The organism is Streptomyces sp. NPDC086777, assembly GCF_040702065.1.
GTDB lineage: Bacteria > Actinomycetota > Actinomycetes > Streptomycetales > Streptomycetaceae > Streptomyces.
In genome coordinates this window covers 221,240-244,287 of the sequence record NZ_JBFBJI010000007.1, presented here as the reverse complement: position 1 = coordinate 244,287, position 23,048 = coordinate 221,240, and the positions used below count along the sequence as shown (strand labels likewise).

Genomic DNA, 23,048 nt, shown 5'->3' with positions numbered 1-23,048 from the left:
CAGCGGCGGATCGGACCGGCGCGGTCAGTCGCCCACTCGGTCAAGAACCCGATCGAGAAAGGGTTCGACTGCCGCGCGCCAGGCGTCCGGGTGGTCGTACGGCAGCAGGTGCCCCGCATCGGCCACCTCGGCGTACTCCCCCCTCGGCAGCACCCGGACCATCTCCTGCGCCTCGGCCCGCCCCAGCTCCCCGTCCACCCCGCGCACGACCAGCGTGGGGCACGGCACCTGGGCCAGCTCCTCCCAGTGCGCGTCGTACACCCAGGTCTCCCGGGAGCTCAGCATCCGGTCGGGGTCGAAGACCGGCCGCCAGCCGTCGGCGCACTCGTGCATCACCTCGGCGTAGAACTCGCCGCGGGCGGGGTTCGGGCGCTCCACCCAGGGGTCGTCCTCGCCGAACCACTTGCGTACGTCGGCGAGCGTCGCGAAGGGAACGGGCCAGGACCTGAACCAGTCGGCCCACTCGCGCTGCGAGGCCGCGCCGAGCGCGGAGGCCCGCATGTCGCAGATGATCAGGCCGCGCACCAGCTCGGGGCGTTTCGCGGCGAGCTGCCAGGCGGTCAGCGCGCCCATGGCGTGGCCGATGAGCACGGCCGGGGCGAGGTCCAGCTGCTCCACGGCGGCGGCCGCGTCCTCGACGTACGCCTCGCGGGTGTAGGCGGCCTGCGGGGGCTTGTCGCTCTGGCCGTGGCCGCGCTGGTCGAGGGCGACGGCAGGGTGCCGGCCGGAGAGCCAGCGGGCGGTGGACGCCCAGTGCGAGGCGCGGCCCATCAGGCCGTGCAGTAACAGCACCCCGGGAGAGGAGTGGTCCGGATCCTCCGTCTTGGGCGGGTCCGCGAACTCCCAGGCGGCGAGGTGTACGCCGCCGGCTCCTGTCACGTCGATGCGCCGTGCCATGGGCCTGGCACCCCCCTAGCTCCGCGTGCCTAGTGTCGCCTCGTATCGCTTCCTGGTGCTCCGCTACCACTGCAGACTATCGAACCCCTATTCGAAAATCGGGTTCCTGCGGGCAACACCCCTCATTCGAGTGACCCCTCGCCAGGCATGATCGGCGGCGCCGGGGGGATTTGTTCTGCGGGGGGCGGGCCGCTCGGGGAAAACGGTCCGCGGGGATGACCCTGGGAGCTCGGGGCTCCGGGTCAGCACTGGGGAGGACAGGCCCCGGCACCGAAGGGTGCCGGGGCCAATCCCATGTCTTCGGCACATCCTCCCGCCCCCTCAGGTCATATGCCTCTCGCGACAGCCTCGCACGCGAAACGTTCCAGCGCTGCGATTCGGCGCACTGAATCTTGGATTCGACGCGTTCGACACGCCCGCCGGAGAGACCGACGGCGGACGTCAACTTCCCCACGAGCAAAGGAAGTTGAACGACGCGCCCGGGACGCTCAGCGCTTGGCGACGAACACGTGGGAGGCGACGTCCGCCTCCAGCTCGGCCGCCTCGCCGCCGCTGCCCACCAGCACCCCGCCGGCCGCCTCCGTCACGCTCACCACCGAGCCGGGCTGCACACCCGCCCGCCGCAGCGTGTACATCAGCTGCGCGTCGGTCTGGATGGGCTCGCCGATCCGGCGCACGACCACCGTCTTGCCGTCCGCCCCCGGGTCCAGGTCGGCCAGCGACACCATGCTCTCGTCCAGGAACGGATCCGCACCGTCCTTCTCGCCCAGCTCCTCCAGCCCCGGGATCGGGTTGCCGTACGGCGACTCGGTGGGGTGCCGCAGCAGCTCGAGCACCCGCCGCTCCACGGCCTCGCTCATCACGTGCTCCCAACGACACGCCTCGGCGTGCACCTGCTCCCACTCCAGGCCGATCACGTCGACCAGCAGGCACTCGGCGAGCCGGTGCTTGCGCATCACACGCGTCGCCAGCCTGCGCCCCTCGTCGGTCAGCTCCAGGTGCCGGTCGGTGGCGACGGACACCAGACCGTCCCGCTCCATCCGTGCCACCGTCTGGCTCACCGTCGGCCCGCTCTGGTCGAGCCGCTCCGCGATGCGGGCGCGCATGGGGACAACGCCTTCCTCTTCGAGTTCGAGGATGGTGCGGAGATACATCTCCGTGGTGTCGATCAGTCCGGACATTCGTGCCCCTCGATTACCTCTGCCGGAAGCCCCGGCGGCGTGCGCTGGCCCTGCAACCAATTCTGCCGGATCCCACTGACAAGCGGGGGACACCGGAAAAACGGGGGGTACGGGCCGACCTCCACCCGCGGCCCGGGGGCCGGCCGCGCAGTTTCTCCCCCTGCCTGCACGGTGGCGTGCAGGCGTGCAGGCGTGCAGGCGTGCAGGCGTGCAGGCGTGCAGGCGTGCAGGCGTGCAGGCGTGCAGGCGTGCAGGCGTGCAGGCGTGCAGGCGGGAGATACGCGGTGAGCATCCCTGCCCCCGTCCACCGCCCCCCGTCCCCCGCCTCCCGTCGCCCGCCCGCCGTCCGCCGTCCGTCCGCCCGAACCACCGGCCGTATTGACACCGCACTGGTCCAGACCTGAGGGTGATCCGCGACACACACGCTGACGCTGACGCCGCGAAGGGGCACCGCATGAGCGACGGCACACCCGCCGACCTGTTCTTCGACGCCGCCATCGGCCTCCTGCAACGGGTCCGCGACGAGGAGGCCGAGACCATCGCCGCCGCCGGCGTCCTCCTCGCCGACACCGTCACCGCCGGCGGCCGCCTCTTCGCCTTCGGCGCCGGGCACTCCTCCCTCGCCGCCCAGGACGTCGTCTACCGCGCCGGCGGCCTCGCCCTCATGAACCTCCTTGCCGCCCCCGGCCTCGTCGGCGTCGACGTCATGCCCGCCACCCTCGGCTCCCGCCTCGAACGCGTCGACGGACTCGCCACCGCCGTCCTCGACACCTCACCCCTGCGCGCCGGCGACGCCCTCGTGATCATCTCCCTCTCCGGCCGCAACGCGCTGCCCGTCGAGATGGCCGTCAGCGCCCGCGACCGCGGCGCCAAGGTCATCGGCGTGACATCGGTCGCGTACGCCACCGAGACCACCTCCCGGCACGCCTCCGGCACCTACCTCAAGGACCACTGCGACATCGTCCTCGACTCGAAGATCGCCGTAGGCGACGCCGAACTCACCCTCGACACCATCCCGGCGCCCTTCGCGCCCGCCTCCACCGTCGTCACCAGCGCCCTGCTCCAGGCGGTTCTGGCCACCACCGCCGCCACCCTCGCCGACCGCGGCACCGAACCCCCGCTGCTGCGCTCCGGCAACGTCGACGGCGGCCACGAGTGGAACGCCCGCGTCTTCGAGCAGTACCACGACCGGATCTTCTACCAGCACTGAAGCCCGGCAACGGCCACCGCTTTGCCGCGCGCCTCGCTACCGTGACCCCACATGACCGGAACCGAGATCGAGATCAGCGCGGACCTGGTCCGCGACCTGCTGCGGGAACAGCATCCCGACCTCGCGGACCTGGCCGTCCGCGAGGTCGCGGGCGGCTGGGGCAACCAGATGTGGCGGCTCGGGGACGAACTGGCCGTGCGCATGCAGCGCATGGACCCCACCCCGGAACTCCAGCTCAACGAGCGGCGGTGGCTGCCCGTGCTGGCCCCGCGGCTGCCCCTCCCGGTGCCGACCCCGGTGCGGTTCGGCGAACCGTCGGAGCGCTTCCCCAAGCACTGGACCGTGATGACGTGGGTTCCCGGCGAGCCGCTGGACCACGACTCGATCAGCCGCGGCACCCACGCGGCCGACACACTGGCGGACTTCCTCCGGGCCCTCCACGCGCCGGCGCCCGCCGACGCCCCGGTCGCCACGGACCGCGGTGACCGTCCCGGGAACCACTCGGACGGCTTCGAGAACCTCCTCCGCGCCGTCGCCCCCCGCGACACCGCCGCCGGCATCCGGGCCGTCTGGGACGACGCCGTCACCGCCCGGGCGTGGCAGGGACCACCCACGTGGGTGCACGGCGACCTCCATCCCGCGAACGTCGTCGTCTCGGACGGAACGCTCTCGGGCATCGTCGACTTCGGTGCCCTGTCCGCCGGTGATCCGGCATGGGACCTCGCCGCCGCATGGGTACTGCTGCCCGCCGGCACGGCCGCACGGTTCTTCGACGCCTACGCCCGTGCGGACGAGGCGGCGATCCGGCGCGCCCGCGGACTGGCCGCGATGAAGAGCCTCTTCCTGATGCTCATGGGCCAAAACGGAGACCGGGGCCTGCCCGGTGGCAAACCGCACTGGGGGCCCGTGGGCCGCGCGGCCCTCGACCGTGTCCTGAAGGCCCTCTGACGGCAGGCTCAGCCCGCGGGACGGTCCTTCGCGAGGTGGGCGAGATCCAGCGCGGTGGCGATGCGTACGGCCACGTCCTCGGCGTACGTCGCGTCCGCGCGCTCGAAGCGGCTGCGGCCCGCCCCGCGCAGGAACGTCACGACGCCCAGCGTCCGGCCCCGGCTGCGCAGCACCGCGCACAACGCATGCACCGCGTCCCCGGGCCACTGCCGGTCCAGCGCCCAGGCCCGCGCCCGGTCCAGCGGCACCGAACCGGCGTCCGCCCGCACACTCCCGGCCCGCGCCACGCACTGCAACGCCGGATGCCCCTCCTCGTAGCGCACCGGCAGCCCCGCCGCGCCCGTCAGCATGCTCGGCCCCGGCGCCCCCGACGGCGTGGCCGCGATCCGCACCAGCCGCACCGGCCCCACCTCCCCGTCGGCCCGCGAACCGCCCACCACCCGGTCGATCACCGCATGATCGGCGAACCCGGCCAGCGCGAAGTCCAGATGGACCGTCGCCGCCTCCGCCGGGTCCTCGCACTCCGCGGCCGCACGGGCCGCACGATGCAGCTGGTTGGCCCGGAAGCGCAGCATCGCCGCCTCCTGCTCGGCCTGCCTGGCCTCCGTGACGTCCACGAACAGCCAGCCGACCCCGAGCGGCACCGGCTCCTCCGCCAGCGGCGACGCCAGCCGCAGGAACCCCGACCGCCAGCAGCGCCGCTGCTCGCCCTCCGCCGTCCGCACGCTCACCCACATCTCGGCCGGCGCCGGCGGCGCCCCCTCGGCCAGCACGTGCGTCAGCGCGCTCTCCAGGTCCTCCACACCCAGTGCCAGCAACTCCCCCAGCGGCCGCCCCAGCGCCGACGTACGCCCGATACCGAGCGCCCGCGCGGCATACGCGTTGACGACGGCCGGCCGCAGATCCGCGTCCACGACCACCACACCCCAGGCAGCGTCCTCGAACAGCGCCTCGCTCAGCGCGATCGACCGCTCCAGGTCGATCTGCGCGTGCACCTCGCTGAACGCGCAGTACACCCCCGCGGGCTTCCCGTCCGGCCCCCGTACGGCCGCCGACTGCGTCCGCACGAGCACCCGCCCGCCGTCCTTCGTGAGCAGCGCGAACTCGTGCACCTGGCGCCCCGGAGCATGCATGGCGGACAACAGCCGCCCCTCGACCTCGTCCGCGTCCGCCTCACGCACCGCCCACCCGGCGAACCCGTGCCGGCCCACCGCCTCGCCCGCCGTCCACCCCAGGATCCGCTCGGCCTCACGGTTCCAGTGGGTGACGAAACCGTCCGCGTCGAAGGCACACAGTGCCGCGTCCATGCCGTCGAGCAGCGCCGCGAGCAGGTCGGACCCGCCCGAGTCCTCCGGAGCATCCCGCTCCGGCTCGGGCTCGTCGGGCCCCAGCTCGTCCGTGGCCCCACTACGCCGGGAAGCACTCACCTGGACCCCCATCAGGCTCACTCACTGCCCTTCATTCAACTCGAACGTGACGCAGCCCACACTGTGTTCCCGCAAGATTGAAGGAATCGTTGCAACCCGCCGCCCGCCACCGCCTCACAGCACGAGCCGCAGATCCACCCACTCGTCGCTCTCCCCGTCGAGCACGTACCGCTCCACCTCGACGAACCCGTGCCGCCGGGCGAACCGCACCCCGTCCTCGTTGACACCCAGCACACACGTCTCGACGACCTCGGCACCCTGCCCGCGCGCGTACCCGAGCACGTGCTCGTACAGCGCCGTCCCGAAGCCCCGCCGCCGGAACTCCGGCAGCACCCGCGCGATCACCGTCCCCACCCCACCGACGACAGGCCGCACGGTCGAACACCCCACGAGCACGTCCCCGTCGTACGCGTTCTCCAGCCGATAGCCCCGCACCAGCCGCTCCCGCGCCTCCCCCGCCGACATGGCGGCCGGCGGCACCACGACGTTGTGCACATACCGCCACTCCTCCAACCCCCCACCAGCACCGTCCACGAGCCCGATCCGCAACCCACGGGACATCACCCATCGCTTTGTCATGCACGGAACGCTACTGACCAGGACCGGGTGATGCCGGGCCGGTGTGCCTCGCGGGTACTGATCCGCACCGACAGCCGGCTGCCGAATGTCTCTCCTGGCAGCGCTCCCGTACCAAGCAGCATTTCGGGTAGGTCACAGGGGACCTCGTCCGTGCCGTCGTCCCCTCGGGAAGGTGGGCGGGTACGCGGCCCGGACGCATTTCCGTCCGGGCCGGGGGGCAGCACAGCCTCGCCACGCCGCAAGGCCGTCTCAATGTCCCGCACCGGAATCCGCGGCTGCTGCAGCGAGGCGACGGGTACGGCCACAGCGCCCAGCTGGAGGCGCCCCCGCAAGCATCTCCAAAAAAACAGTTGAGTCCGTCCGAGGAGCTTCTTAGTGTGGCCGTACGCCGAAAGGAGGTGATCGGGTACATGAGTGAAACCCGGACGCGCGAGGTGGCTGCGGGCTAGCGGCTCGCCACCACACGATGTGCGGTGCCGGACCAGCGTGTGCTCGAAACACGCAGCCGGCCCAATCCAATGCAGTCACCCGACCCGCGAGCTCGCCGGTACGTCCGGCCGGCTTCTTCGCCGTATGGCGGAGGGACCCGAGCTCGCGGGTCGTCTGCGTTTTCGGCCGTATGGACGGCCCGCGGGGGGCCTCAGGGGCTGAGGCGTTCCACGTGCCAGGTGCCGGCGGGGTCGGCGACGTAGCGGAGACGGTCGTGGAGGCGGTTCTGGCGGCCCTGCCAGAACTCGACGGTCTGGGGGGCGATGCGGAAGCCGCCCCAGTGCGGGGGGACCGGGACCTGTTCGCCCTCGGGGTAGCGGGCGCTGAGCTCCGCGTAGGAGGCGTCGAGTTCGGCGCGGGAGTAGATGACCGTGGACTGGGTGCTGGCCCAGGCGCCGAGCTGGGAGCCGTGCGGGCGGGTGCGGAAGTAGGCGGCGGTCTCGTCGCGGCCGGTGCGGCGGGCGGTGCCGGCGACGACGACCTGGCGGGCGATGGCGTGCCAGGGGAAGACCAGCGAGACGTACGGGTTCGCGGCGAGGTCCCGGGCCTTGCGGGAGTCGTAGTTGGTGTAGAAGACGAAGCCGCGGGTGTCGTACTGCTTCATCAGGACCGTGCGGGAGCTGGGGCGGCCCTCGGCGTCGGCGGTGGCGAGGACCATCGCGTTGGGTTCGTAGATCATGCCGTCGGCGGCGGCCCGCGCGGCCTGTTCGAACCAGCGGGTGAACTGGTCCATGGGGTGGGCGGCCAGGTCGTGCTCCTCGAATCCCTCGGCCCGGTAGTGCTTGCGCATCGCGGCGGGGTCGAGGACGGGTTCGTCGGTGGCGGCGGCGTCGCGATCGGTCACGCGGTCATCCTGCCGTATGCGCATATGGGTACGGGGCACATGTGACGCACACCTATCGTGGCACTGAGTGCCGCTGGGGTCCCCAACTGTGGCACTCGGGGTTATGGTGCAGTTGCCTCCGCCTACACCCATGAGGAGCCGCCCCATGTCCGACTTCGTGCCTGGGCTCGAAGGAGTCGTCGCGTTCGAGACGGAGATCGCCGAACCGGACAAGGAGGGCGGCGCCCTGCGGTACCGGGGCGTCGACATCGAGGATCTGGTCGGGCACGTCTCGTTCGGGAACGTGTGGGGGCTGCTGGTGGACGGGGCCTTCAATCCGGGGCTGCCGCCGGCCGAGCCGTTCCCGATCCCCGTCCATTCGGGTGACATCCGGGTGGACGTGCAGTCGGCGCTCGCGATGCTCGCGCCGGTGTGGGGGCTGAAGCCGCTGCTGGACATCGACGCCGAGCAGGCCCGGGACGATCTGGCGCGGGCCGCGGTCATGGCGCTGTCGTACGTGGCCCAGTCCGCGCGCGGGCAGGGGCTGGCGATGGTGCCGCAGCGGGAGATCGACAAGGCGCACTCGGTGGTCGAGCGGTTCATGATCCGGTGGCGTGGGGAGCCGGATCCGAAGCACGTGGCGGCCGTGGACGCCTACTGGACCTCGGCCGCCGAGCACGGGATGAACGCGTCCACGTTCACGGCGCGGGTGATCGCCTCGACCGGTGCGGATGTCGCCGCGGCGCTGTCGGGTGCGGTGGGGGCCATGTCGGGGCCGTTGCACGGGGGTGCACCGTCGCGGGTGCTCGGGATGATCGAGGAGATCGAGCGGACCGGGGACGCGGTGGGGTACGTGAGGCGGGCGCTGGACCGGGGTGAGCGGCTGATGGGGTTCGGGCACCGGGTGTACCGGGCGGAGGATCCGCGGGCGCGGGTGCTGCGGCGGACGGCGCGGGAGCTGGGTGCGCCGCGGTTCGAGATCGCGGAGGCGCTGGAGAAGGCGGCGCTGGAGGAGCTCCACAATCGGCGGCCGGATCGTGTGCTCGCCACCAATGTGGAGTTCTGGGCGGCGATCATGCTGGACTTCGCGGAGGTGCCGGCGCACATGTTCACGTCGATGTTCACGTGTGCGCGGACGGCGGGGTGGTCGGCGCACATTCTTGAGCAGAAGCGGACGGGGCGGTTGGTGCGGCCGTCGGCGGAGTATGTGGGGCCGGGGGTGCGGAGGCCGCAGGACATCGAGGGGTACGGGGATATCGCCCATTAGAGGGGCTGTGGCGCTGCGCGCCCCGATGCTCAGAGGACCTCGTCCAGCAGTGCCGCCCACTGCGTCACCACTCGCTCCCGCCTCGTCCTGTCGTCCGTGAGGAGGTTGGCGAGGCCCAGGCCTCTCGCCATGTCGAGGAGCCCCTGGACGGTCTCCCGGGTGCCGGGGTGGGATTCGTCGGCGGCGAGGAGGTCGACGGCGATGCGATGGGTCTCGCGGCCTACGCGGGCTTCCAGTTCGGTGACGCGGGGGCGGAGCTGGTCCTCGTTGGAGGCGGCGACCCAGAGGTGGAGGGCGGCGCGGAAGAGGGGGCCGGTGTAGAGGTCGACGAGGGCGGAGACGACTGCTTCGCGGTCGTCGGCCGCGCCCTGCGGGAACAGGGCGCGCAGGGCCGTGGAGCGTTCTTCGGCGACGTATTCGACGGCGGCGGTGAAGAGGTCCTCGCGGGTCGGGAAGTGGTGCTGGGCGGCGCCGCGGGAGACGCCGGCGCGTTCGGCGACGACGGCGACCGTGGAGCCGGTCCAGCCGTGTTCGGCGAGGCAGGCGACGGCGGCCTCCAGGAGCCGCTGCCGGGTGGCCCGGCTGCGGTCCTGTTTGGGGGCGCGTTCCGCCGTGCCCGCCCCCGTGTTCACACCACCCACGCTGCGTCCCGTCGTTCGAGGAAGGCCGTCATCCCCTCGCGGGCCTGGTCGGAGGAGAACAGCCGGGCCGAGAGTGCGGTGAGGGTAGCCGCGTCCCGGTCGAATGTCTCCAGCACCCTAGCCGTGAGCAGCTGTTTCGTCTCGGCCAGGGCGTGGGGGGCGGAGCGGCGCAGGCCGTCGAGGACGGGTTCGAGGGCGGTGTCGACGTCGTCGGCCGTGGTGGTGAGGAGGCCGAGGTGGACGGCGTCGGTGGGGCCGAAGCGTTCGCCGGTGAGGTAGTAGCGGGCGAGGGCGCGGGGGTCGGTGCGCGGAAGGAGGGACAGGGAGATCACCGCGGGGGCGACGCCGATGCGTACCTCGGTGAAGGCGAAGGTGGAGTCGGTGGAGGCGGCGGCGATGTCGCAGGCGGCGAGGAGGCCGAGGCCGCCGGCGCGGACGTGGCCGGTGACGCGGGCGACGACGGGTTTGGGCAGTTCGACGATCTGGCGCAGGAGGCCCACGAGGGCGTCGGGGTCGGGCGGGTCGCGCAGGTCGGCGCCGGCGCTGAAGGTGGTACCGGTGTGGGTGAGGACGACGGCGCGGACGTCGGGGTCCTTGGTGCAGTCGGTGAGGGCCTCGGCGAGTTCGGCGACGAGGGTGGCGGACAGGGCGTTGCGGGTGGCGGTGGCGTCGAGGCTGAGGGTGGTGACGGCACGCGTGTGTGTGCGTCCGACGGAGGTTCCGGTCGGCGTTCCGGTCGGCGTCATGGGCGCTCCTCGGGTTCCGCGGTCTTCGCGAGGGTGCGCAGTTCGCGGCGGAGTATCTTCCCGGAGGCCGCGCGGGGCACTCCGGCGATGAAGGTGACCTTGCGGACGCGCTTGTAGGGCGCGACGTGTTCGGCGACGTACAGCATGGTCTCGTTCTCGGTGAGGTCGCCTGCGGTGGGCTGGCGGACGACGAAGGCGTGCGGGATCTCGTTGCCGTCCTCGTTGTAGGCGCCGACGACGGCGGCGTCGGCGATGCCCGGGTGGGTGAGCAGGAGGGCCTCCAGTTCGGCGGGGGCCACCTGGAAGCCCTTGTACTTGATGAGTTCCTTCACCCGGTCGACGACGAAGAGCCAGCCGTCGGCGTCGACGTGGCCGACGTCCCCGGTGTGCAGCCAGCCGTCGGTGTCGATCATGTCGGCGGTGGCGTCGGGGCGGCCGAGGTAGCCCTTCATGACCTGGGGGCCGCGGATGAGGATCTCGCCGGGTTCGCCGGTGCCGATGTCCTTGTGCGGGTCGTCGAGGGAGACGATCCGCATCTCGGTGCCGGCGATGAGCTTGCCGACGGTGCCGGGCGGTGCCTGGTCCAGGGCGTCGAGCGGGGTGACGTGGGTGCCGGGCGAGAGTTCCGTCATGCCGTAGGCCTGGGCGACCGGCGGCAGGCCGAGGCGCTCGGAGCAGGCGGCGGCGAGGCGGGCGTCCAGGGGGGCGGCGGCGCTCATGACGTACTTCAGGGAGGACAGGTCGTACGCGGCGACGGCGGGGTGCTTGGCGAGGGCGAGGACGATCGGCGGGGCGACGTACAGGCCGGTGATGCGGTGGTTCTGGATGGCCGCGAGGAAGGTCTCCAGGTCGAAGCGGGGCAGGACGACGACGGTGGCGCCCTTGCGCAGTGGTGCGTTCATGAGGGCGGTGAGGCCGTAGATGTGGAAGAGGGGGAGGACGGCGAGGATGCGGTCGCCGGGGCCGGCCGGGACGGCGGGTTCGAGCTGGGCGAGGTTGGTGGCGATCTGCCGGTGGGTGAGCATCACGCCCTTGGGGACGCCGGTGGTGCCGGAGGAGTAGGGCAGGGCGGCGACGTCCTCGACGGGGTCGATGTCGACCTCGGGCTCGGGGGCTTCGCCGGTCAGCATGTCCATCAGGGAGCGGTGGCCGGGTGCGCTGTCGCAGACGAATATCTCCGCTATGCCGCCAGCGAGTTCGGCGGCCCGGCGGGCGGCTGCCAGGAGCGGTGAGACGGTGACGATCCAGCGGGCCGCGGAGTCCCTGAGCTGTTTGGCGAACTCCTCGGGCGTGGCGAGCGGGTGCACGGTGGTGACGGAGGCGCCCGCGCGCGTGGCCGCGTAGAACGCGGTCGGGAAGGCGACCGTGTTGGGGCTGTGCAGGGCGATGACGTCGCCCTTGCGGACGCCGGCGTCGGCGAACGCGGCCGCGATCCGCCGGTGGAACCGGTCCAGTTGGGCGTACGTGAGGGTGGTGCCGTCGGTGCCGTCGATCAGGGCGGGTGTGTCGCCGAATGCGGCGGCGTGGCCGAGGACGGCCTCGTGGATGGGGAGTTCTACGGGTGGAACGTCTGCGTACTCACTGCGGAACACGGTTCCTCCAAGGCGGCCTCTGGCCTCGTCACGGCCTCGGTTCGGCCTGCGTGCGACCTCAGTACGACTTGGGCAGGCCGAGGGTCTGGTGGGAGACGTAGTTGAGAATCATCTCCCTGCTCACCGGAGCAATACGAGCCACGCGTGCGGCCGTTATCAACGAGGCGAGCCCGAATTCCCGGGTGAGTCCGTTGCCGCCGAGGGTGTGCACGGCCTGGTCGACGGCCCGCACGCAGGCCTCGCCTGCCGCGTACTTGGCCATGTTGGCGGCCTCGCCTGCGCCGATGTCGTCGCCCGCGTCGTAGAGGTGGGCGGCCTTCTGCATCATCAGGCGGGCGAGTTCGAGGTCGATGTGGGCCTGGGCGAGCGGGTGGGCGATGGCCTGGTGCGCGCCGATGGGGGCCTTCCAGACGGTGCGGTCGCGTGCGTACTCGATCGCCCTGGAGAGTGCGTAGCGGCCCATGCCGATCGCGAACGCGGCGGTCATGATCCGTTCGGGGTTGAGTCCGGCGAACAGCTGCAGCAGGCCGGCGTCCTCGTCGCCGACGAGCGCGTCGGCGGGCAGCCGTACGTCGTCCAGGGTCAGCTCGAACTGCTTCTCGGCGGCGTTCAGTTCCATGTCGATGGGGCGCTTGTGGAAGCCCTCGGCGTCCGTGGGGACGATGAACAGGCAGGGCTTGAGGCGGCCGGTGCGGGCGTCCTCGGTGCGGCCGACGATCAGGACGGCGTCGGCCATGTCGACGCCGGAGATGAAGACCTTGCGGCCGGTGAGGAGCCAGTCGCCGCTCGCCGGGTCGCGGCGGGCGGTGGTGGTGATGCGGTGGGAGTTGGAGCCGGCGTCGGGTTCGGTGATGCCGAAGGCCATGAGGCGGGAGCCGTCGGAGAGGCCGGGGAGCCAGGTCCGTTTCTGTTCCTCGGTGCCGAAGCGGGCGATCACCGTGCCGCAGATCGCGGGCGAGACGACGAGCATGAGGAGCGGGGAGCCCGCGGCGCCCAGTTCCTCCAGGACGATGGAGAGTTCGGCGATGCCGCCGCCTCCGCCGCCGTGCTCCTCCGGGAGGTTGACGCCGAGGTAGCCGAGCTTTCCGGCCTCGTTCCAGAGTTCGGTGGGGTGGCGGCCTTCGGCGACGGTCCGGGTGATGTAGTCGCGGCCGTACTTCGTGCCGAGGGCGGCTACCGCTGCGCGGAGTGCCTTGTGTTCGTCTGTCTCGATCTGGGCGGTCAAGGTGGCTCCTTCGGGTGCGGGTCTGTCGTGGCTGGTCGCGCAGTTCCTCCCCCAGCCTTCGGCCGGGGGGACCCCCAGCGCCCCTAGGTTGCTTGCACTACCGCCAGTAGAGAGCCGGGCTCTACTTGTTGGCCGACCGCGGCCCGCAGTTCGCTCAGCGTGCCGGTGACCGGTGCGGTGATCTGGTGCTGCATCTTCATCGCCTCCAGCCAGAGGAGGGGCTGGCCGGCCTCGACCGGCGCGCCCGCCTCCAGGCCGTCCGCGATCCGTACGACCGTCCCCGGCATCGGGGCCAGCAGCGAACCCGGTGCCAACTGAGCCTTGGCATCGGCAAAGCGGGGCAGGGCGGTGAGGGAGGTGTTGTTGACGTGGATCCGGTCGCCGTAGCTCGTCACCTCGAACTTGCGGTGTACGCCGTCGATGTCGAGTACGACGAGACGCGCGTCGGCGTGCACGACCCGTACGCCGTCCGCCGTGAGTCCCTCGCGGGTGTGCCGGTAGTGGGCCTCGTGTTCCTCGCCCGCCATCAGGTAGCGCTTGGTCTGGGGCTGGGAGGGCAGGTTGCGCCAGCCGCCGAAGCGGGAGCGGCCGTGGGCGTCGGCGAGGGCGGCGGCGAGGGGGGCGTGCGGGTCGGGGGCGGGTGCCGTCAGTTCGGTGAGGTGGCGGTCGTAGAAGCCGGTGTCCATCCGGGCCGTCGTGAACTCCTCGTGCCGCAGGGAGCGGACGAGGAGGTCACGGTTGGTGGTGGGGCCGTGCACGGTGGCCTGTTCGAGGGCGTGGGCGAGTTTGCGGAGGGCCTCCGCGCGGGTGGGGGCGTGGGCGACGGCCTTCGCGAGCATGGCGTCGTAGTGGACGCCGATCTCGTCGCCGTCGGTGTAACCGGTGTCCAGGCGGACGCCGGCCGGTACGGCGAGGCGGTGCAGGGTGCCGGTCTGCGGGGCCCAGTCGCGGGCGGGGTCCTCGGCGTAGAGGCGGGCCTCGATCGCGTGGCCGCGCGCGTGCGGCGGGTCGAGGGTGAGGGGGTGCCCCTCGGCGACGCGGATCTGTTCGGCGACCAGGTCGAGGCCGAAGACGGCCTCGGTGACGGGGTGTTCGACCTGGAGGCGGGTGTTCATCTCCAGGAAGTGCGCCCGGCCGTCGGCGACGAGGAACTCGACGGTGCCCGCGCCGACGTAGGCGACGGAGCGGGCGGCGCGTACGGCCAGCGCGTGCAGCTCCTTCACCAGCCCTTCGGGGAGGCCGGGTGCCGGTGCCTCCTCGATGACCTTCTGGTGCCTGCGCTGGAGTGAGCAGTCGCGGGTGCCGAGCGGCCAGACCGTGCCGTGGGCGTCGGCGAGGATCTGCACCTCCACGTGGCGGCCGCGCTCGAGGTAGGGCTCGACGAAGACCTCGCCGTCGCCGAAGGCACTCGCGGCCTCGGCGCGTGCGCCCTCCAGCGCGGCGGCCAGGTCGTCGAGGCTGCGCACGACGCGCATGCCGCGCCCGCCGCCGCCGGCGGCCGCCTTGACCAGCACGGGCAGGTCGGACTCGGTCACCTCGCCCAAGGGAGCGATGCCCATCAGTTCCTTGGCGCGGGTCTTGGACGCCATCGCCTCGATCGCCTCCGGCGGCGGGCCGATCCAGACCAGGCCGGCGTCGAGGACGGCGCGCGCGAAGTCGGCGTTCTCGGAGAGGAAGCCGTATCCGGGGTGCACGGCGTCCGCGCCGGCGCTCACGGCGGCCTTCACCACCAGGTCGGCGCGCAGGTAGGTGTCGGCGGGTGTCGAGCCCGGCAGCCGTACGGCCGTGTCGGCCACGCGCGCGTGGAGGGCGTTCTCGTCGGCGTCGGAGTGCACGGCGACGGTCCTGATGCCGAGTTCGGCGCAGGTGCGGAAGATCCGGCAGGCGATCTCGCCGCGGTTGGCGACGAGCAGGGTCGAGATCACGTGGTCCCTCACATCCGGAAGACGCCGAAGCCGCCGCGTGCGCCTTCGTAGGGGGCGGTGTGGATGGCGGACAGGCACAGGCCGAGGACGGTGCGGGTGTCGCGCGGGTCGATGACGCCGTCGTCGTACAGCCGCCCGGACAGGAACTTGGGCAGCGACTCGGACTCGATCTGCTGCTCGACCATGGCGCGCAGGGCCGCGTCGCCGTCCTCGTCGTACGGCTGGCCCTTCGCGACCGCCGACTGGCGGGCGACGATCGAGAGCACGCCGGCGAGCTGCTGGGGACCCATGACGGCGGACTTGGCGCTGGGCCAGGCGAACAGGAAGCGGGGGTCGTAGGCGCGGCCGCACATCCCGTAGTGCCCGGCGCCGTAGGAGGCGCCCATGAGGACGGAGAGGTGCGGGACGCGGCTGTTGCTGACCGCGTTGATCATCATGGCGCCGTGCTTGATGATGCCGCCCTGCTCGTACTCCTTGCCGACCATGTAGCCGGTGGTGTTGTGGAGGAAGAGGAGGGGGATGTCGCGCTGGTTGGCGAGCTGGATGAACTGGGCGGCCTTCTGGGACTCCTGGCTGAACAGCACGCCCTGCGCGTTGGCCAGGATGCCGACCGGGTAGCCGTGCAGGCTCGCCCAGCCGGTGGCGAGGCTGGTGCCGTACAGCGGCTTGAACTCGTCGAAGTCGGAGGCGTCGACCAGGCGGGCGATCACCTCGCGGGGGTCGAAGGGGATCTTCAGGTCGCCGGGGACGATGCCGAGCAGTTCGTCGGCCGCGTACTTGGGCGGTGCGGCGGGGCCGGGGTCGGGGTGGGCCTTGCGGTGGTTGAGGCGGGCCACCACGCGGCGGGCCTGGCGGAGCGCGTCGGGTTCGTCGACGGCGAAGTAGTCGGCGAGGCCCGACACGCGCGCGTGCATCTCGGCGCCGCCCAGCGACTCGTCGTCGCTCTCCTCGCCGGTGGCCATCTTCACCAGGGGCGGTCCGCCGAGGAAGACCTTCGCGCGCTCCTTGACCATGATCACGTGGTCGGACATGCCGGGGATGTAGGCGCCGCCTGCGGTCGAGTTGCCGAAGACGACGGCGACGGTGGGGATGCCGGCGGCCGAGAGGCGGGTGAGGTCGCGGAAGATGGCGCCGCCCGGGATGAAGATCTCCTTCTGCGAGGGCAGGTCGGCGCCGCCGGACTCGACCAGGCTGATGCAGGGCAGCCGGTTGGCGAGGGCGATGTCGTTGGCGCGCAGCGCCTTCTTGAGCGACCAGGGGTTGCTGGCCCCGCCGCGCACGGTCGGGTCGTTGGCGGTGATCAGGCACTCCACGCCCTCGACGATCCCGATGCCGGTGACCAGCGAGGCGCCGACGGCATACTCGCTGCCCCAGGCGGCCAGCGGGGACAGCTCCAGGAAGGGGGTGTCGGGGTCGAGGAGGAGTTCGATGCGCTCGCGGGCCAGGAGCTTGCCGCGCCCCCGGTGGCGTTCGACGTACTTCGGGCCGCCGCCCGCGAGGGCCTTGGCGTGCTCGGCCTCCAGGTCGGCGAGCTTGGCGAGCATGGCCTCGCGGTTGGCCCGGTGGTCGGGGGTGCGGGGGTCGAGGGTGGTCTCGATGACCGTCACAGCAGGGCCTCCGGGATGTCCAGGTGGCGGGAGCGGAGCCATTCGCCGAGGGCCTTGGCCTGGGGGTCGAAACGGTGCTGGGCGGCCACCCCCTCGCCGAGCAGGCCCTCGACGGTGAAGTTGAGGGCGCGGAGGTTGGGGAGGAGGTGCCGGGTGACCGGCAACCCGGCCGTCTCGGGCAGCAGGCGGCGGAAGGCGTCGACGGTCAGGGTGTGCGCGAGCCAGCACCACGCCTCGTCCGAGCGCACCCAGACGCCGACGTTGGCGTTCCCGCCCTTGTCCCCGCTGCGGGCCCCGGCGACGAGCCCGAGGGGCGCCCGCCGGGTGGGACCGCCGGCCGGGTACGGCTCCGGCAGCGGTGGCTCGGGCGGGTCCTGGAGTACAAGGGTGTCCTGGGCCGGCGGCACGGGGATCCGTCGCCCGTCATGGAGGACGGCCACATGGGGCACCTCGCCATGGGGGACGTACACATCCTCGAAGACCCCATAGGGCGCGCCCTTTCCCGGTGGGGCGAGCACATGGAAACCGGGGTAGCTGGCGAGCGCGAGTTCCACGGCGGCTCCGGTCAGCGCCCGGCCGACGGTCTCCTGGTCCCGGTCCCGTACGACGAGCCGGAGCAGCGCGCCGGCCGTCTCCTCGGTGTCCGCGTCGGGGCGGTCGGTGCGGACCAGTTCCCAGCGGATCCCGGCGGGCGGTGACTTGGCGAGCGCGAACGCGTCGGTCATCTGCTCGCGCACCAGGGCGGCCTTCGCCTCGATGTCGAGCCCGGTGAGCACGAAGACGACCTCGTTGCGGAAGCCGCCCAGCCGGTTGCGGCCGACCTTGAGGGTGGGCGGCGGCGCCTCGCCCCGGACGCCCTCGATCCGCACCCGGTCCGGGCCGTCCTGGCTCAGCCGGACACTGTCCAGCCGGGCGGTGACGTCGGGGCCCGCGTAGCGTGCTCCGCCGGTCTCGTAGAGGAGCTGGGCGGTCACCGTGCCGACGTCGACGAGGCCGCCGGTGCCGGGGTGCTTGGTGATGACGCAGCCGCCGTCCTCGTCGAGTTCGGCGAGCGGGAAGCCGGGGCGGCGCAGGTCCCGGCCCGCGGTCGCCGCCTCGGCGAAGAAGGCGTAGTTGCCGCCGGTGGCCTGGGTCCCGCACTCCAGGACGTGCCCGGCGACGACCGCGCCCGCGAGCCGGTCGTACTCCCCCGGGCCCCAGCCGAAGTGGGCGGCGGCGGGGCCGGTGACCAGGGCCGCGTCGGTGACCCGGCCGGTGACCACGATGTCGGCGCCGGCCCGCAGGCACGCGGCGATCCCGAACCCGCCGAGGTAGGCGTGGGCGGCGAGGCTGCCGGGGTGGGCGGCGGTGAGGTCGTCGCCCTCCACATGTGCGACGCGCACGGGTATGCCGAGCCGGTCGGCCAGCCCCCGTACGGCGTCGGCGAGTCCGGCCGGGTTGAGGCCGCCGGCGTTGGTGACGATCCGCACGCCCCGCTCGTGGGCCAGGCCCAGGCAGTCCTCCAGCTGGCGCAGGAAGGTGCGGGCGTATCCGGCGCCGGGGTCCTTCAGGCGGTCGCGGCCGAGGATGAGCATGGTCAGCTCGGCCAGGTAGTCGCCGGTGAGGACGTCGAGTTCGCCGCCGGTGAGCATCTCGCGCAGCGCGTCGAAGCGGTCGCCGTAGAAGCCGGAGGCATTGCCTATGCGCAGGGTCACGGAGTGCCGCCCTTCGGGGCGCGGCCGGTACCCGGCGGGCCCGCGAAGGCCTGGGCGACGTCCAGCCAGCGGTCGGCGTCCGGGCCGGTGGCTTCGAGTGCGAGGTCGGCGCGGTGGGCGCGCTGGGTGACCAGGAGGCAGAAGTCGAGCGCGGCGCCGGTGACGCGGTCGTCGGCGTCCTCGGGACCGTACGCCCACAGCTCGCCGGAGGGGGCGGTCAGTTCGACGCGGAACTCCTCGAAGGGCACGGGCTGTCCGTGCACGCCGAAGGCGAAGTCCCGGGTGCGGACGCCGAGCCGGGCGATGTGCCGGAGCCGGTCGGTGGGGGTACGGGTCACGCCCAGCGCGTCGGCGATGTCGAGGCCGTGCGCCCAGGTCTCCATCAGCCGGGCGGTGGCCATGGAGGCGACCGACATAGGGGGGCCGTACCAGGGGAAACGCGCCCGTGCGGGCGCCGCGCGCAGTGCCTGGTCGAGGGCCTCGCGTCCGGCCCGCCAGTCCGCCAGCAACCGGGCGGCGGGCTTGGCGGCGCCTTCCTCGGCCCCGTTGTCCACGAAGTCCCCGGGCTGGGCCAGCGCCTTCTCGACCTCGCGGGAGAAGGCGTCCTGGTCGGTCACGGCCAGCAGCGAGGAGTGGTCGGTCCAGGCGAGGTGCGCGATCTGGTGGGCGACGGTCCAGCGGGGTGCGGGGGTGGCGAGAGCCCACTGCTCGGCTCCCAACCCGGCTACCAGCCGGTCGAGTTCCGCACTTTCCTCACGCAGGTCGTCGATGACGGGCGTCGGATCGGACATGGGGGGAGCATGGCAGCGCCCCCAGAAACAATCAAGCACGCTTGCATGAATTTGGGGGAGCCGCGACCGGAGCACGTGACCGCCACCGCGGGGCGGCCGCGGTCCGGTACACGTGACCGCCGCCCCGGGGCGGCGCTCCTTGGCGACCTCCGGGGTCGCCCTGGGGCAATCCTTGGCTCAAACCGTCGCGGCAGGGGGACCGGCATGCCCTATGTTCGATGCGAACACAGGGCGATGGAGTGATGTGTGAGGCGTGCGGGGCGTGCGGAGGACCGATGAACTCGCGGTAGGGGCGCGGCCGAGGGCCGGCGTGGCGTCCCCGGAGGCCGGGACCGCCGGCCACCCGACGGGCTCCCCGGCGGGCCCGGGTGACGCGGGCATCGAGGATCCGCCCCGACGCGAACCGCCCCGCTTCTGGCCCCTGCTCCTCGTGGCCGCCGCCGTCCTGCCCGGTACCGCCCTCTTCCTCGTGGGCCAGGGCGTCAGCAAGGCCGCGCTGCAGGCCTGGCAGACGGTGTGCCTGGCCGTGATCGTGCAGGCGACACCGTTCCTGCTGCTCGGTACGGCACTGTCGGGGGCGATCAACGCGTTCGTGCCCGAGCGGGTGTTCACGCGGCTGCTGCCCAAGCGGCCGGCGCTGGCCGTGCCGGTCGCCGGGATCGCCGGGGTCGTGCTGCCGGGGTGCGAGTGCGCGTCGGTGCCGGTGGCCGGCAGCCTGATCGGGCGCGGGGTCACCCCGGCCGCCGCCTTCGCGTTCCTGCTCTCCGCGCCCGCCATCAACCCGGTGGTGCTGACCGCCACCGCCATCGCCTTCCCCGGCACCCCGCTCATGGTGCTGGCCCGGCTGGTCGCCTCGCTGGTCACCGCGGCCGTGATGGGGTGGCTGTGGCTCTGGCTGGGGCGGGAGGAGTGGCTGCGGCCCGCCGTACGGCACACCGGGCACCAGCCCGGGCACAGCCGCTGGACGGAGTTCCGGCGCGGCTTCCAGCACGACTTCCTCCAGGCCGGCGGTTTCCTGGTGGTCGGCGCCATGGCCGCGGCCACCTTCAACGTGGCCGTGCCGCGCTCGGTCCTCGACACCTTCTCCGGTTCGCCCTGGCTGTCGGTGCTGTTCCTGGCCGCGCTGGCGGTCATCCTCGCGGTGTGCTCCGAGGCGGACGCGTTCGTGGCGTCGTCGCTCACCGGTTTCTCGCCCACCGCGCGGCTGGCGTTCATGGTGGTCGGGCCCATGGTGGACCTCAAGCTGATCGCTCTGCAGGCGGGCACGTTCGGGCGGGCCTTCGCGGCCCGCTTCTCGGCCGCCACGACGGTGGTCGCGGTCCTGTGCAGTGTGCTGGTCGGAGGGGTGCTGCTGTGAGACGTCCGCTTCAGGTCACCCTGCTGGTCCTCAGCGGCCTCGGCCTGCTGCACGCCTCCCTCTTCACCGACCTGTGCCTGCGCTACGTCAAGCCCGGGATGCGGCCGCTGCTGATCGCGTCGGGGGTCGTGCTGCTGGCGCTGGGCATCGTGGAGGCGGCGGCACGGGAGGGACGGACAGGACGCAGGGGGCAGCGCAGACAGGATGGCCACGCACACGACGCACCCGCGCACGGAGCCGACACACATGATGCGCCCGCACATGTCGCCGGATCACACAGCGAGCCGGAACAGCGGCATGGGCACGACCACTCGGCCGTCCCCCGGGTCGCCTGGCTGCTCCTGCTCCCGGCGCTGAGTCTGCTCTTCTACGCCCCGCCGGCGCTCGGCGCGTACACCGCGTCCCGGCAGCCCGCCAAGGTCGTCGCGGAGCAGGACGACTTCGAGCCGCTGCCGAGGACGTCGCCGCTGCCCATCACGCTGACGGACTTCACCACGCGGGTGCAGCAGGACCGCTCGCTGGCCATCAGGGCGCGCACCGTGGAGATGAGCGGGCTGGTCACGCCCGTGACCGGGGGCGGGTCCTGGGACCTGACCCGGATCATCATCTCCTGCTGCGCGGCCGACGCGCAGTCCGTGAAGGTGCGGATCTACAGCGACAGCATCCCGCCCGCCGACACCTGGGTGTCCGTCACCGGGAACTGGCATCCGGGCGGGAAGCTGGGCACGAAGTCGGCGCCGGTCGCGCTGGACGCGCAGACCGTGAAGAAGATCCAGCGGCCGTCGAACGGCTATCAGGACGCGCTGCCGTTCCCCTCCGGCTGAGCGCTCGCCACCGGCTCCGGCAGGACCGCGGCCACCGGGTCCTGCTGCGGGCCGCCTGCCGCCGGCCGGCCGCGTCCCACCTGGGAGCGGACCGCGCCGATGCTCGCCGCGATGACGAGGGCGACGGCGGCCGCCTGGGTGGCCGACAGGGCCTGGCCGAGGACGAGGAACCCGGCGGTGGCGGCGATGGCGGGCTCCAGGCTCATGAGGACGGCGAAGGTGTGGGCGGGAAGGCGGCGCAGGGCGAGGAGTTCGAGGGTGTAGGGCAGGACCGAGGAGAGGACCGCGACCGACGAGCCCAGGGCGACGGTGGTCGGGTCCAGGAGTCTGCCGCCGGCCCCGACGACGCCGAGCGGGAGGAACAACAGGGCCGCGACCGCCATGGCCAGGGCCAGACCGTCGGCCTGCGGAAAGCGGCGGCCGGTACGGGCGCTGAAGATGATGTAGGTGGCCCACATGGCGCCGGCGCCCAGGGCCAGGCCCACACCCACGGGGTCGAGGCCGCTGAAGTCGCCGCCGCCGAGCAGGAAGACACCGCCCAGCGCCAGTCCCGCCCAGAGGGCGTTGATCAGGCGCCGGGAGGCCAGCACGGACAGGGCGAGCGGCCCGAGCACTTCGAGGGTGACGGCGAGGCCCAGCGGGATGCGGTCGACGGCCTCGTAGAAGAGACCGTTCATCGCGCCCATGGTGATGCCGAAGACGATCACCGTGCCCCAGTCGGTGCGGGAGTGGCCGCGCAGCCGTGGCCGGCAGACCACGAGCAGGATCACCGCGGCCGCGAGGAGCCGCAGGGTCACCACGCCGAGCGCGCCGGCCCGGGGCATCAGGGTCACCGCGAGGGCGCCGCCGAACTGCACGGAGATCCCGCCTGCCAGGACCAGCCCGACGGGACCGAGCGCGCCGAGCCGGCCCGGGACACCGGTGGCGGCGGGCGTGGACGTCGGCGTCGGCTGTGAGGTGGTCACGGGCGGTCCAGGAGGGTAGCTGTTCATTACGGTGCACTTCTCAGTCCAGGGTAATGGACTTCGACAGGCGCGTGAACCCCTTATGGGGCTGTCCTGGATGGTGAGATGTCGGCGCGTCAAGCGCGGGGCCCCGGTACGGCTGGTTGCCGTACCGGGGCCCCGCGCCTTGCCGCGAGCCGTACCTAGGGCACGGCCGGAACGACGTGGAGGTAGCCTTCGTCGACCAGGTCCGGGTAGCCGAACCGTTCGCCGACCGCGAGGCACACCTGGTGCTCACGCGGGTCCACGGGCAGGGCCGAAGCCTTCAGCACCCGGAGGAAGAGCCGGAAACCCAGGTCCTCGTCGACGCTCTCGACCACCTCGGTCAGAGCGGCCACCAGGCCTGTGAGCGCTGGACGCCAGACGCGGTTCTCCGTCGCGGCCGCCAGCCTGGGCGCCACGCCGTCGATGGTTTCCAGGACCGCCGCGCGCAGACCCGGGTCAGGCGCCGACGCCGGCGGAGGCGGGACGAAGCCCGGGTCCGTCAGCCGTTCGGCGTCCAGCCACGCCGCCTGGATCCCGGCCAGCCAGTCCCGCATGCTCTCCTCGTTCCATGCGGGATCGAAGGCACTGTCCGTGCCTCCGGCCCACACCGTGCGCAGCACTGTGTCGTCGAGAGGCGACTCCAGCAGCCGTCGTACGTCCCGGCCGAGCAAGGTGTGGCGCGGCGCAGGAAGGTCGGTCACCGAACGGGCAGCGATCATGAGCAGGGAGGTCCTGGGGCCGCTTTCCACGAGGCAGTCCAGTTCCGCCACGGTCAGGGTCTGCTCCAGGCCGTCGCACTGCATGGACAGCCAGGAGAGCCCGAATTCCGCCGTCAT

Annotated in this window: 20 protein-coding genes; 5 read left to right on the top strand and 15 right to left on the bottom strand. The window is 72.5% G+C overall.

All coding sequences use genetic code 11. The annotated features are described in order from the left end of the window. Positions 1-24 precede the first annotated feature (24 nt). Together AB0472_RS13255 and AB0472_RS13250 are read right to left on the bottom strand one after the other, a co-directional pair. The gene (locus AB0472_RS13255; RefSeq protein WP_366356058.1) at positions 25-897 is read right to left on the bottom strand and encodes an alpha/beta hydrolase; all 873 of its coding nucleotides are present in this window, start codon (positions 895-897) and stop codon (positions 25-27) included. 488 nt (positions 898-1,385) lie between these two features. Next, a complete protein-coding gene (locus tag AB0472_RS13250; RefSeq protein ID WP_093501586.1) occupies positions 1,386-2,078 on the bottom strand; it encodes a metal-dependent transcriptional regulator in 693 nt (230 codons plus the stop codon). A 454-nt stretch (positions 2,079-2,532) separates the two neighbouring features. Here AB0472_RS13250 and AB0472_RS13245 point away from each other — a divergent pair, with 454 nt between their 5' ends. Both AB0472_RS13245 and AB0472_RS13240 read left to right on the top strand, forming a co-directional pair. After that, complete coding sequence (locus AB0472_RS13245; protein ID WP_366356056.1) at positions 2,533-3,288, top strand: SIS domain-containing protein; 756 nt, start codon at positions 2,533-2,535, stop codon at positions 3,286-3,288. Positions 3,289-3,339: 51 nt separating this feature from the next. Further along, positions 3,340-4,236, top strand: coding sequence for an aminoglycoside phosphotransferase family protein (locus AB0472_RS13240; RefSeq protein ID WP_366356055.1), 897 nt, complete (start codon positions 3,340-3,342; stop codon positions 4,234-4,236). An 8-nt stretch (positions 4,237-4,244) separates the two neighbouring features. Here the strand turns inward: AB0472_RS13240 and AB0472_RS13235 are convergent, their stop codons facing one another. From AB0472_RS13235 to pdxH, 3 genes are all read right to left on the bottom strand, one after another. Then, positions 4,245-5,663, bottom strand: coding sequence for a PAS domain-containing protein (locus AB0472_RS13235; RefSeq protein ID WP_366356053.1), 1,419 nt, complete (start codon positions 5,661-5,663; stop codon positions 4,245-4,247). A gap of 114 nt (positions 5,664-5,777) precedes the next feature. Continuing rightward, positions 5,778-6,224 carry a GNAT family N-acetyltransferase gene (locus AB0472_RS13230; protein WP_366356146.1) on the bottom strand — a complete coding sequence of 149 codons (447 nt, stop codon included), beginning with the start codon at positions 6,222-6,224 and terminating at the stop codon, positions 5,778-5,780. A gap of 658 nt (positions 6,225-6,882) precedes the next feature. Next, positions 6,883-7,599, bottom strand: coding sequence for a pyridoxamine 5'-phosphate oxidase (pdxH, locus tag AB0472_RS13225; RefSeq protein ID WP_366356051.1), 717 nt, complete (start codon positions 7,597-7,599; stop codon positions 6,883-6,885). A gap of 121 nt (positions 7,600-7,720) precedes the next feature. On the opposite strand from pdxH, the gene AB0472_RS13220 reads away from it, so the two are divergent. Next, on the top strand, positions 7,721-8,821 hold the full coding sequence (locus AB0472_RS13220) for a citrate synthase 2 (protein WP_366356049.1): 1,101 nt from the start codon (positions 7,721-7,723) through the stop codon (positions 8,819-8,821). A gap of 29 nt (positions 8,822-8,850) precedes the next feature. On the opposite strand, the gene AB0472_RS13215 is transcribed toward AB0472_RS13220, so the two are convergent. From AB0472_RS13215 to AB0472_RS13180, 8 genes are all read right to left on the bottom strand, one after another. Next, the gene (locus AB0472_RS13215) at positions 8,851-9,462 is read right to left on the bottom strand and encodes a TetR/AcrR family transcriptional regulator (RefSeq protein WP_366356048.1); all 612 of its coding nucleotides are present in this window, start codon (positions 9,460-9,462) and stop codon (positions 8,851-8,853) included. Next, a complete protein-coding gene (locus AB0472_RS13210) occupies positions 9,450-10,208 on the bottom strand; it encodes an enoyl-CoA hydratase family protein (RefSeq protein ID WP_366356046.1) in 759 nt (252 codons plus the stop codon). The genes AB0472_RS13215 and AB0472_RS13210 overlap by 13 nt, the downstream gene beginning before the upstream one ends. Then, positions 10,205-11,800 carry a 4-coumarate--CoA ligase family protein gene (locus AB0472_RS13205; RefSeq protein ID WP_366356044.1) on the bottom strand — a complete coding sequence of 532 codons (1,596 nt, stop codon included), beginning with the start codon at positions 11,798-11,800 and terminating at the stop codon, positions 10,205-10,207. Before AB0472_RS13205 ends, AB0472_RS13210 begins: the two co-directional genes overlap by 4 nt. Before the next feature lie 58 nt (positions 11,801-11,858). Beyond that, positions 11,859-13,025, bottom strand: coding sequence for an acyl-CoA dehydrogenase family protein (locus AB0472_RS13200; protein WP_366356043.1), 1,167 nt, complete (start codon positions 13,023-13,025; stop codon positions 11,859-11,861). Between the two features lie 83 nt (positions 13,026-13,108). Then, positions 13,109-14,950 carry a biotin carboxylase N-terminal domain-containing protein gene (locus AB0472_RS13195; protein WP_366356042.1) on the bottom strand — a complete coding sequence of 614 codons (1,842 nt, stop codon included), beginning with the start codon at positions 14,948-14,950 and terminating at the stop codon, positions 13,109-13,111. A gap of 8 nt (positions 14,951-14,958) precedes the next feature. Next, on the bottom strand, positions 14,959-16,557 hold the full coding sequence (locus AB0472_RS13190; RefSeq protein ID WP_366356041.1) for a carboxyl transferase domain-containing protein: 1,599 nt from the start codon (positions 16,555-16,557) through the stop codon (positions 14,959-14,961). Continuing rightward, on the bottom strand, positions 16,554-18,251 hold the full coding sequence (locus AB0472_RS13185; protein ID WP_366356040.1) for an acyclic terpene utilization AtuA family protein: 1,698 nt from the start codon (positions 18,249-18,251) through the stop codon (positions 16,554-16,556). Before AB0472_RS13185 ends, AB0472_RS13190 begins: the two co-directional genes overlap by 4 nt. Next, a complete protein-coding gene (locus AB0472_RS13180) occupies positions 18,248-19,042 on the bottom strand; it encodes a TIGR03084 family metal-binding protein (protein ID WP_366356039.1) in 795 nt (264 codons plus the stop codon). Before AB0472_RS13180 ends, AB0472_RS13185 begins: the two co-directional genes overlap by 4 nt. A 379-nt stretch (positions 19,043-19,421) precedes the next feature. Between AB0472_RS13180 and AB0472_RS13175 the strand changes: the two genes are divergently transcribed. Further along, positions 19,422-20,399 carry a permease gene (locus tag AB0472_RS13175; protein ID WP_366356144.1) on the top strand — a complete coding sequence of 326 codons (978 nt, stop codon included), beginning with the start codon at positions 19,422-19,424 and terminating at the stop codon, positions 20,397-20,399. Continuing rightward, positions 20,396-21,223, top strand: a complete 828-nt coding sequence (locus AB0472_RS13170; protein WP_366356038.1) for a TIGR03943 family protein — start codon at positions 20,396-20,398, stop codon at positions 21,221-21,223. The genes AB0472_RS13175 and AB0472_RS13170 overlap by 4 nt, the downstream gene beginning before the upstream one ends. Here AB0472_RS13170 and AB0472_RS13165 read toward each other — a convergent pair. After that, positions 21,193-22,215: an EamA family transporter gene (locus tag AB0472_RS13165; RefSeq protein ID WP_366356037.1), complete on the bottom strand. Its 1,023-nt coding sequence runs from the start codon at positions 22,213-22,215 to the stop codon at positions 21,193-21,195. The two genes, AB0472_RS13170 and AB0472_RS13165, sit on opposite strands and share 31 nt — an antisense overlap. Before the next feature lie 155 nt (positions 22,216-22,370). Beyond that, positions 22,371-23,048, bottom strand: a complete 678-nt coding sequence (locus tag AB0472_RS13160) for a hypothetical protein (protein ID WP_366356035.1) — start codon at positions 23,046-23,048, stop codon at positions 22,371-22,373.

What these genes read in the sequence shown, in the direction of transcription:
- AB0472_RS13255 (WP_366356058.1), bottom strand. Translation starts at nt 897, where the DNA reads ATGGCACGGCGCATCGACGTGACAGGAGCCGGCGGCGTACACCTCGCC.
- AB0472_RS13250 (WP_093501586.1), bottom strand. Translation starts at nt 2,078, where the DNA reads ATGTCCGGACTGATCGACACCACGGAGATGTATCTCCGCACCATCCTC.
- AB0472_RS13245 (WP_366356056.1), top strand. Translation starts at nt 2,533, where the DNA reads ATGAGCGACGGCACACCCGCCGACCTGTTCTTCGACGCCGCCATCGGC.
- AB0472_RS13240 (WP_366356055.1), top strand. Translation starts at nt 3,340, where the DNA reads ATGACCGGAACCGAGATCGAGATCAGCGCGGACCTGGTCCGCGACCTG.
- AB0472_RS13230 (WP_366356146.1), bottom strand. Translation starts at nt 6,224, where the DNA reads ATGTCCCGTGGGTTGCGGATCGGGCTCGTGGACGGTGCTGGTGGGGGG.
- pdxH (WP_366356051.1), bottom strand. Translation starts at nt 7,599, where the DNA reads ATGCGCATACGGCAGGATGACCGCGTGACCGATCGCGACGCCGCCGCC.
- AB0472_RS13220 (WP_366356049.1), top strand. Translation starts at nt 7,721, where the DNA reads ATGTCCGACTTCGTGCCTGGGCTCGAAGGAGTCGTCGCGTTCGAGACG.
- AB0472_RS13210 (WP_366356046.1), bottom strand. Translation starts at nt 10,208, where the DNA reads ATGACGCCGACCGGAACGCCGACCGGAACCTCCGTCGGACGCACACAC.
- AB0472_RS13180 (WP_366356039.1), bottom strand. Translation starts at nt 19,042, where the DNA reads ATGTCCGATCCGACGCCCGTCATCGACGACCTGCGTGAGGAAAGTGCG.
- AB0472_RS13165 (WP_366356037.1), bottom strand. Translation starts at nt 22,215, where the DNA reads ATGAACAGCTACCCTCCTGGACCGCCCGTGACCACCTCACAGCCGACG.
- AB0472_RS13160 (WP_366356035.1), bottom strand. Translation starts at nt 23,048, where the DNA reads ATGACGGCGGAATTCGGGCTCTCCTGGCTGTCCATGCAGTGCGACGGC.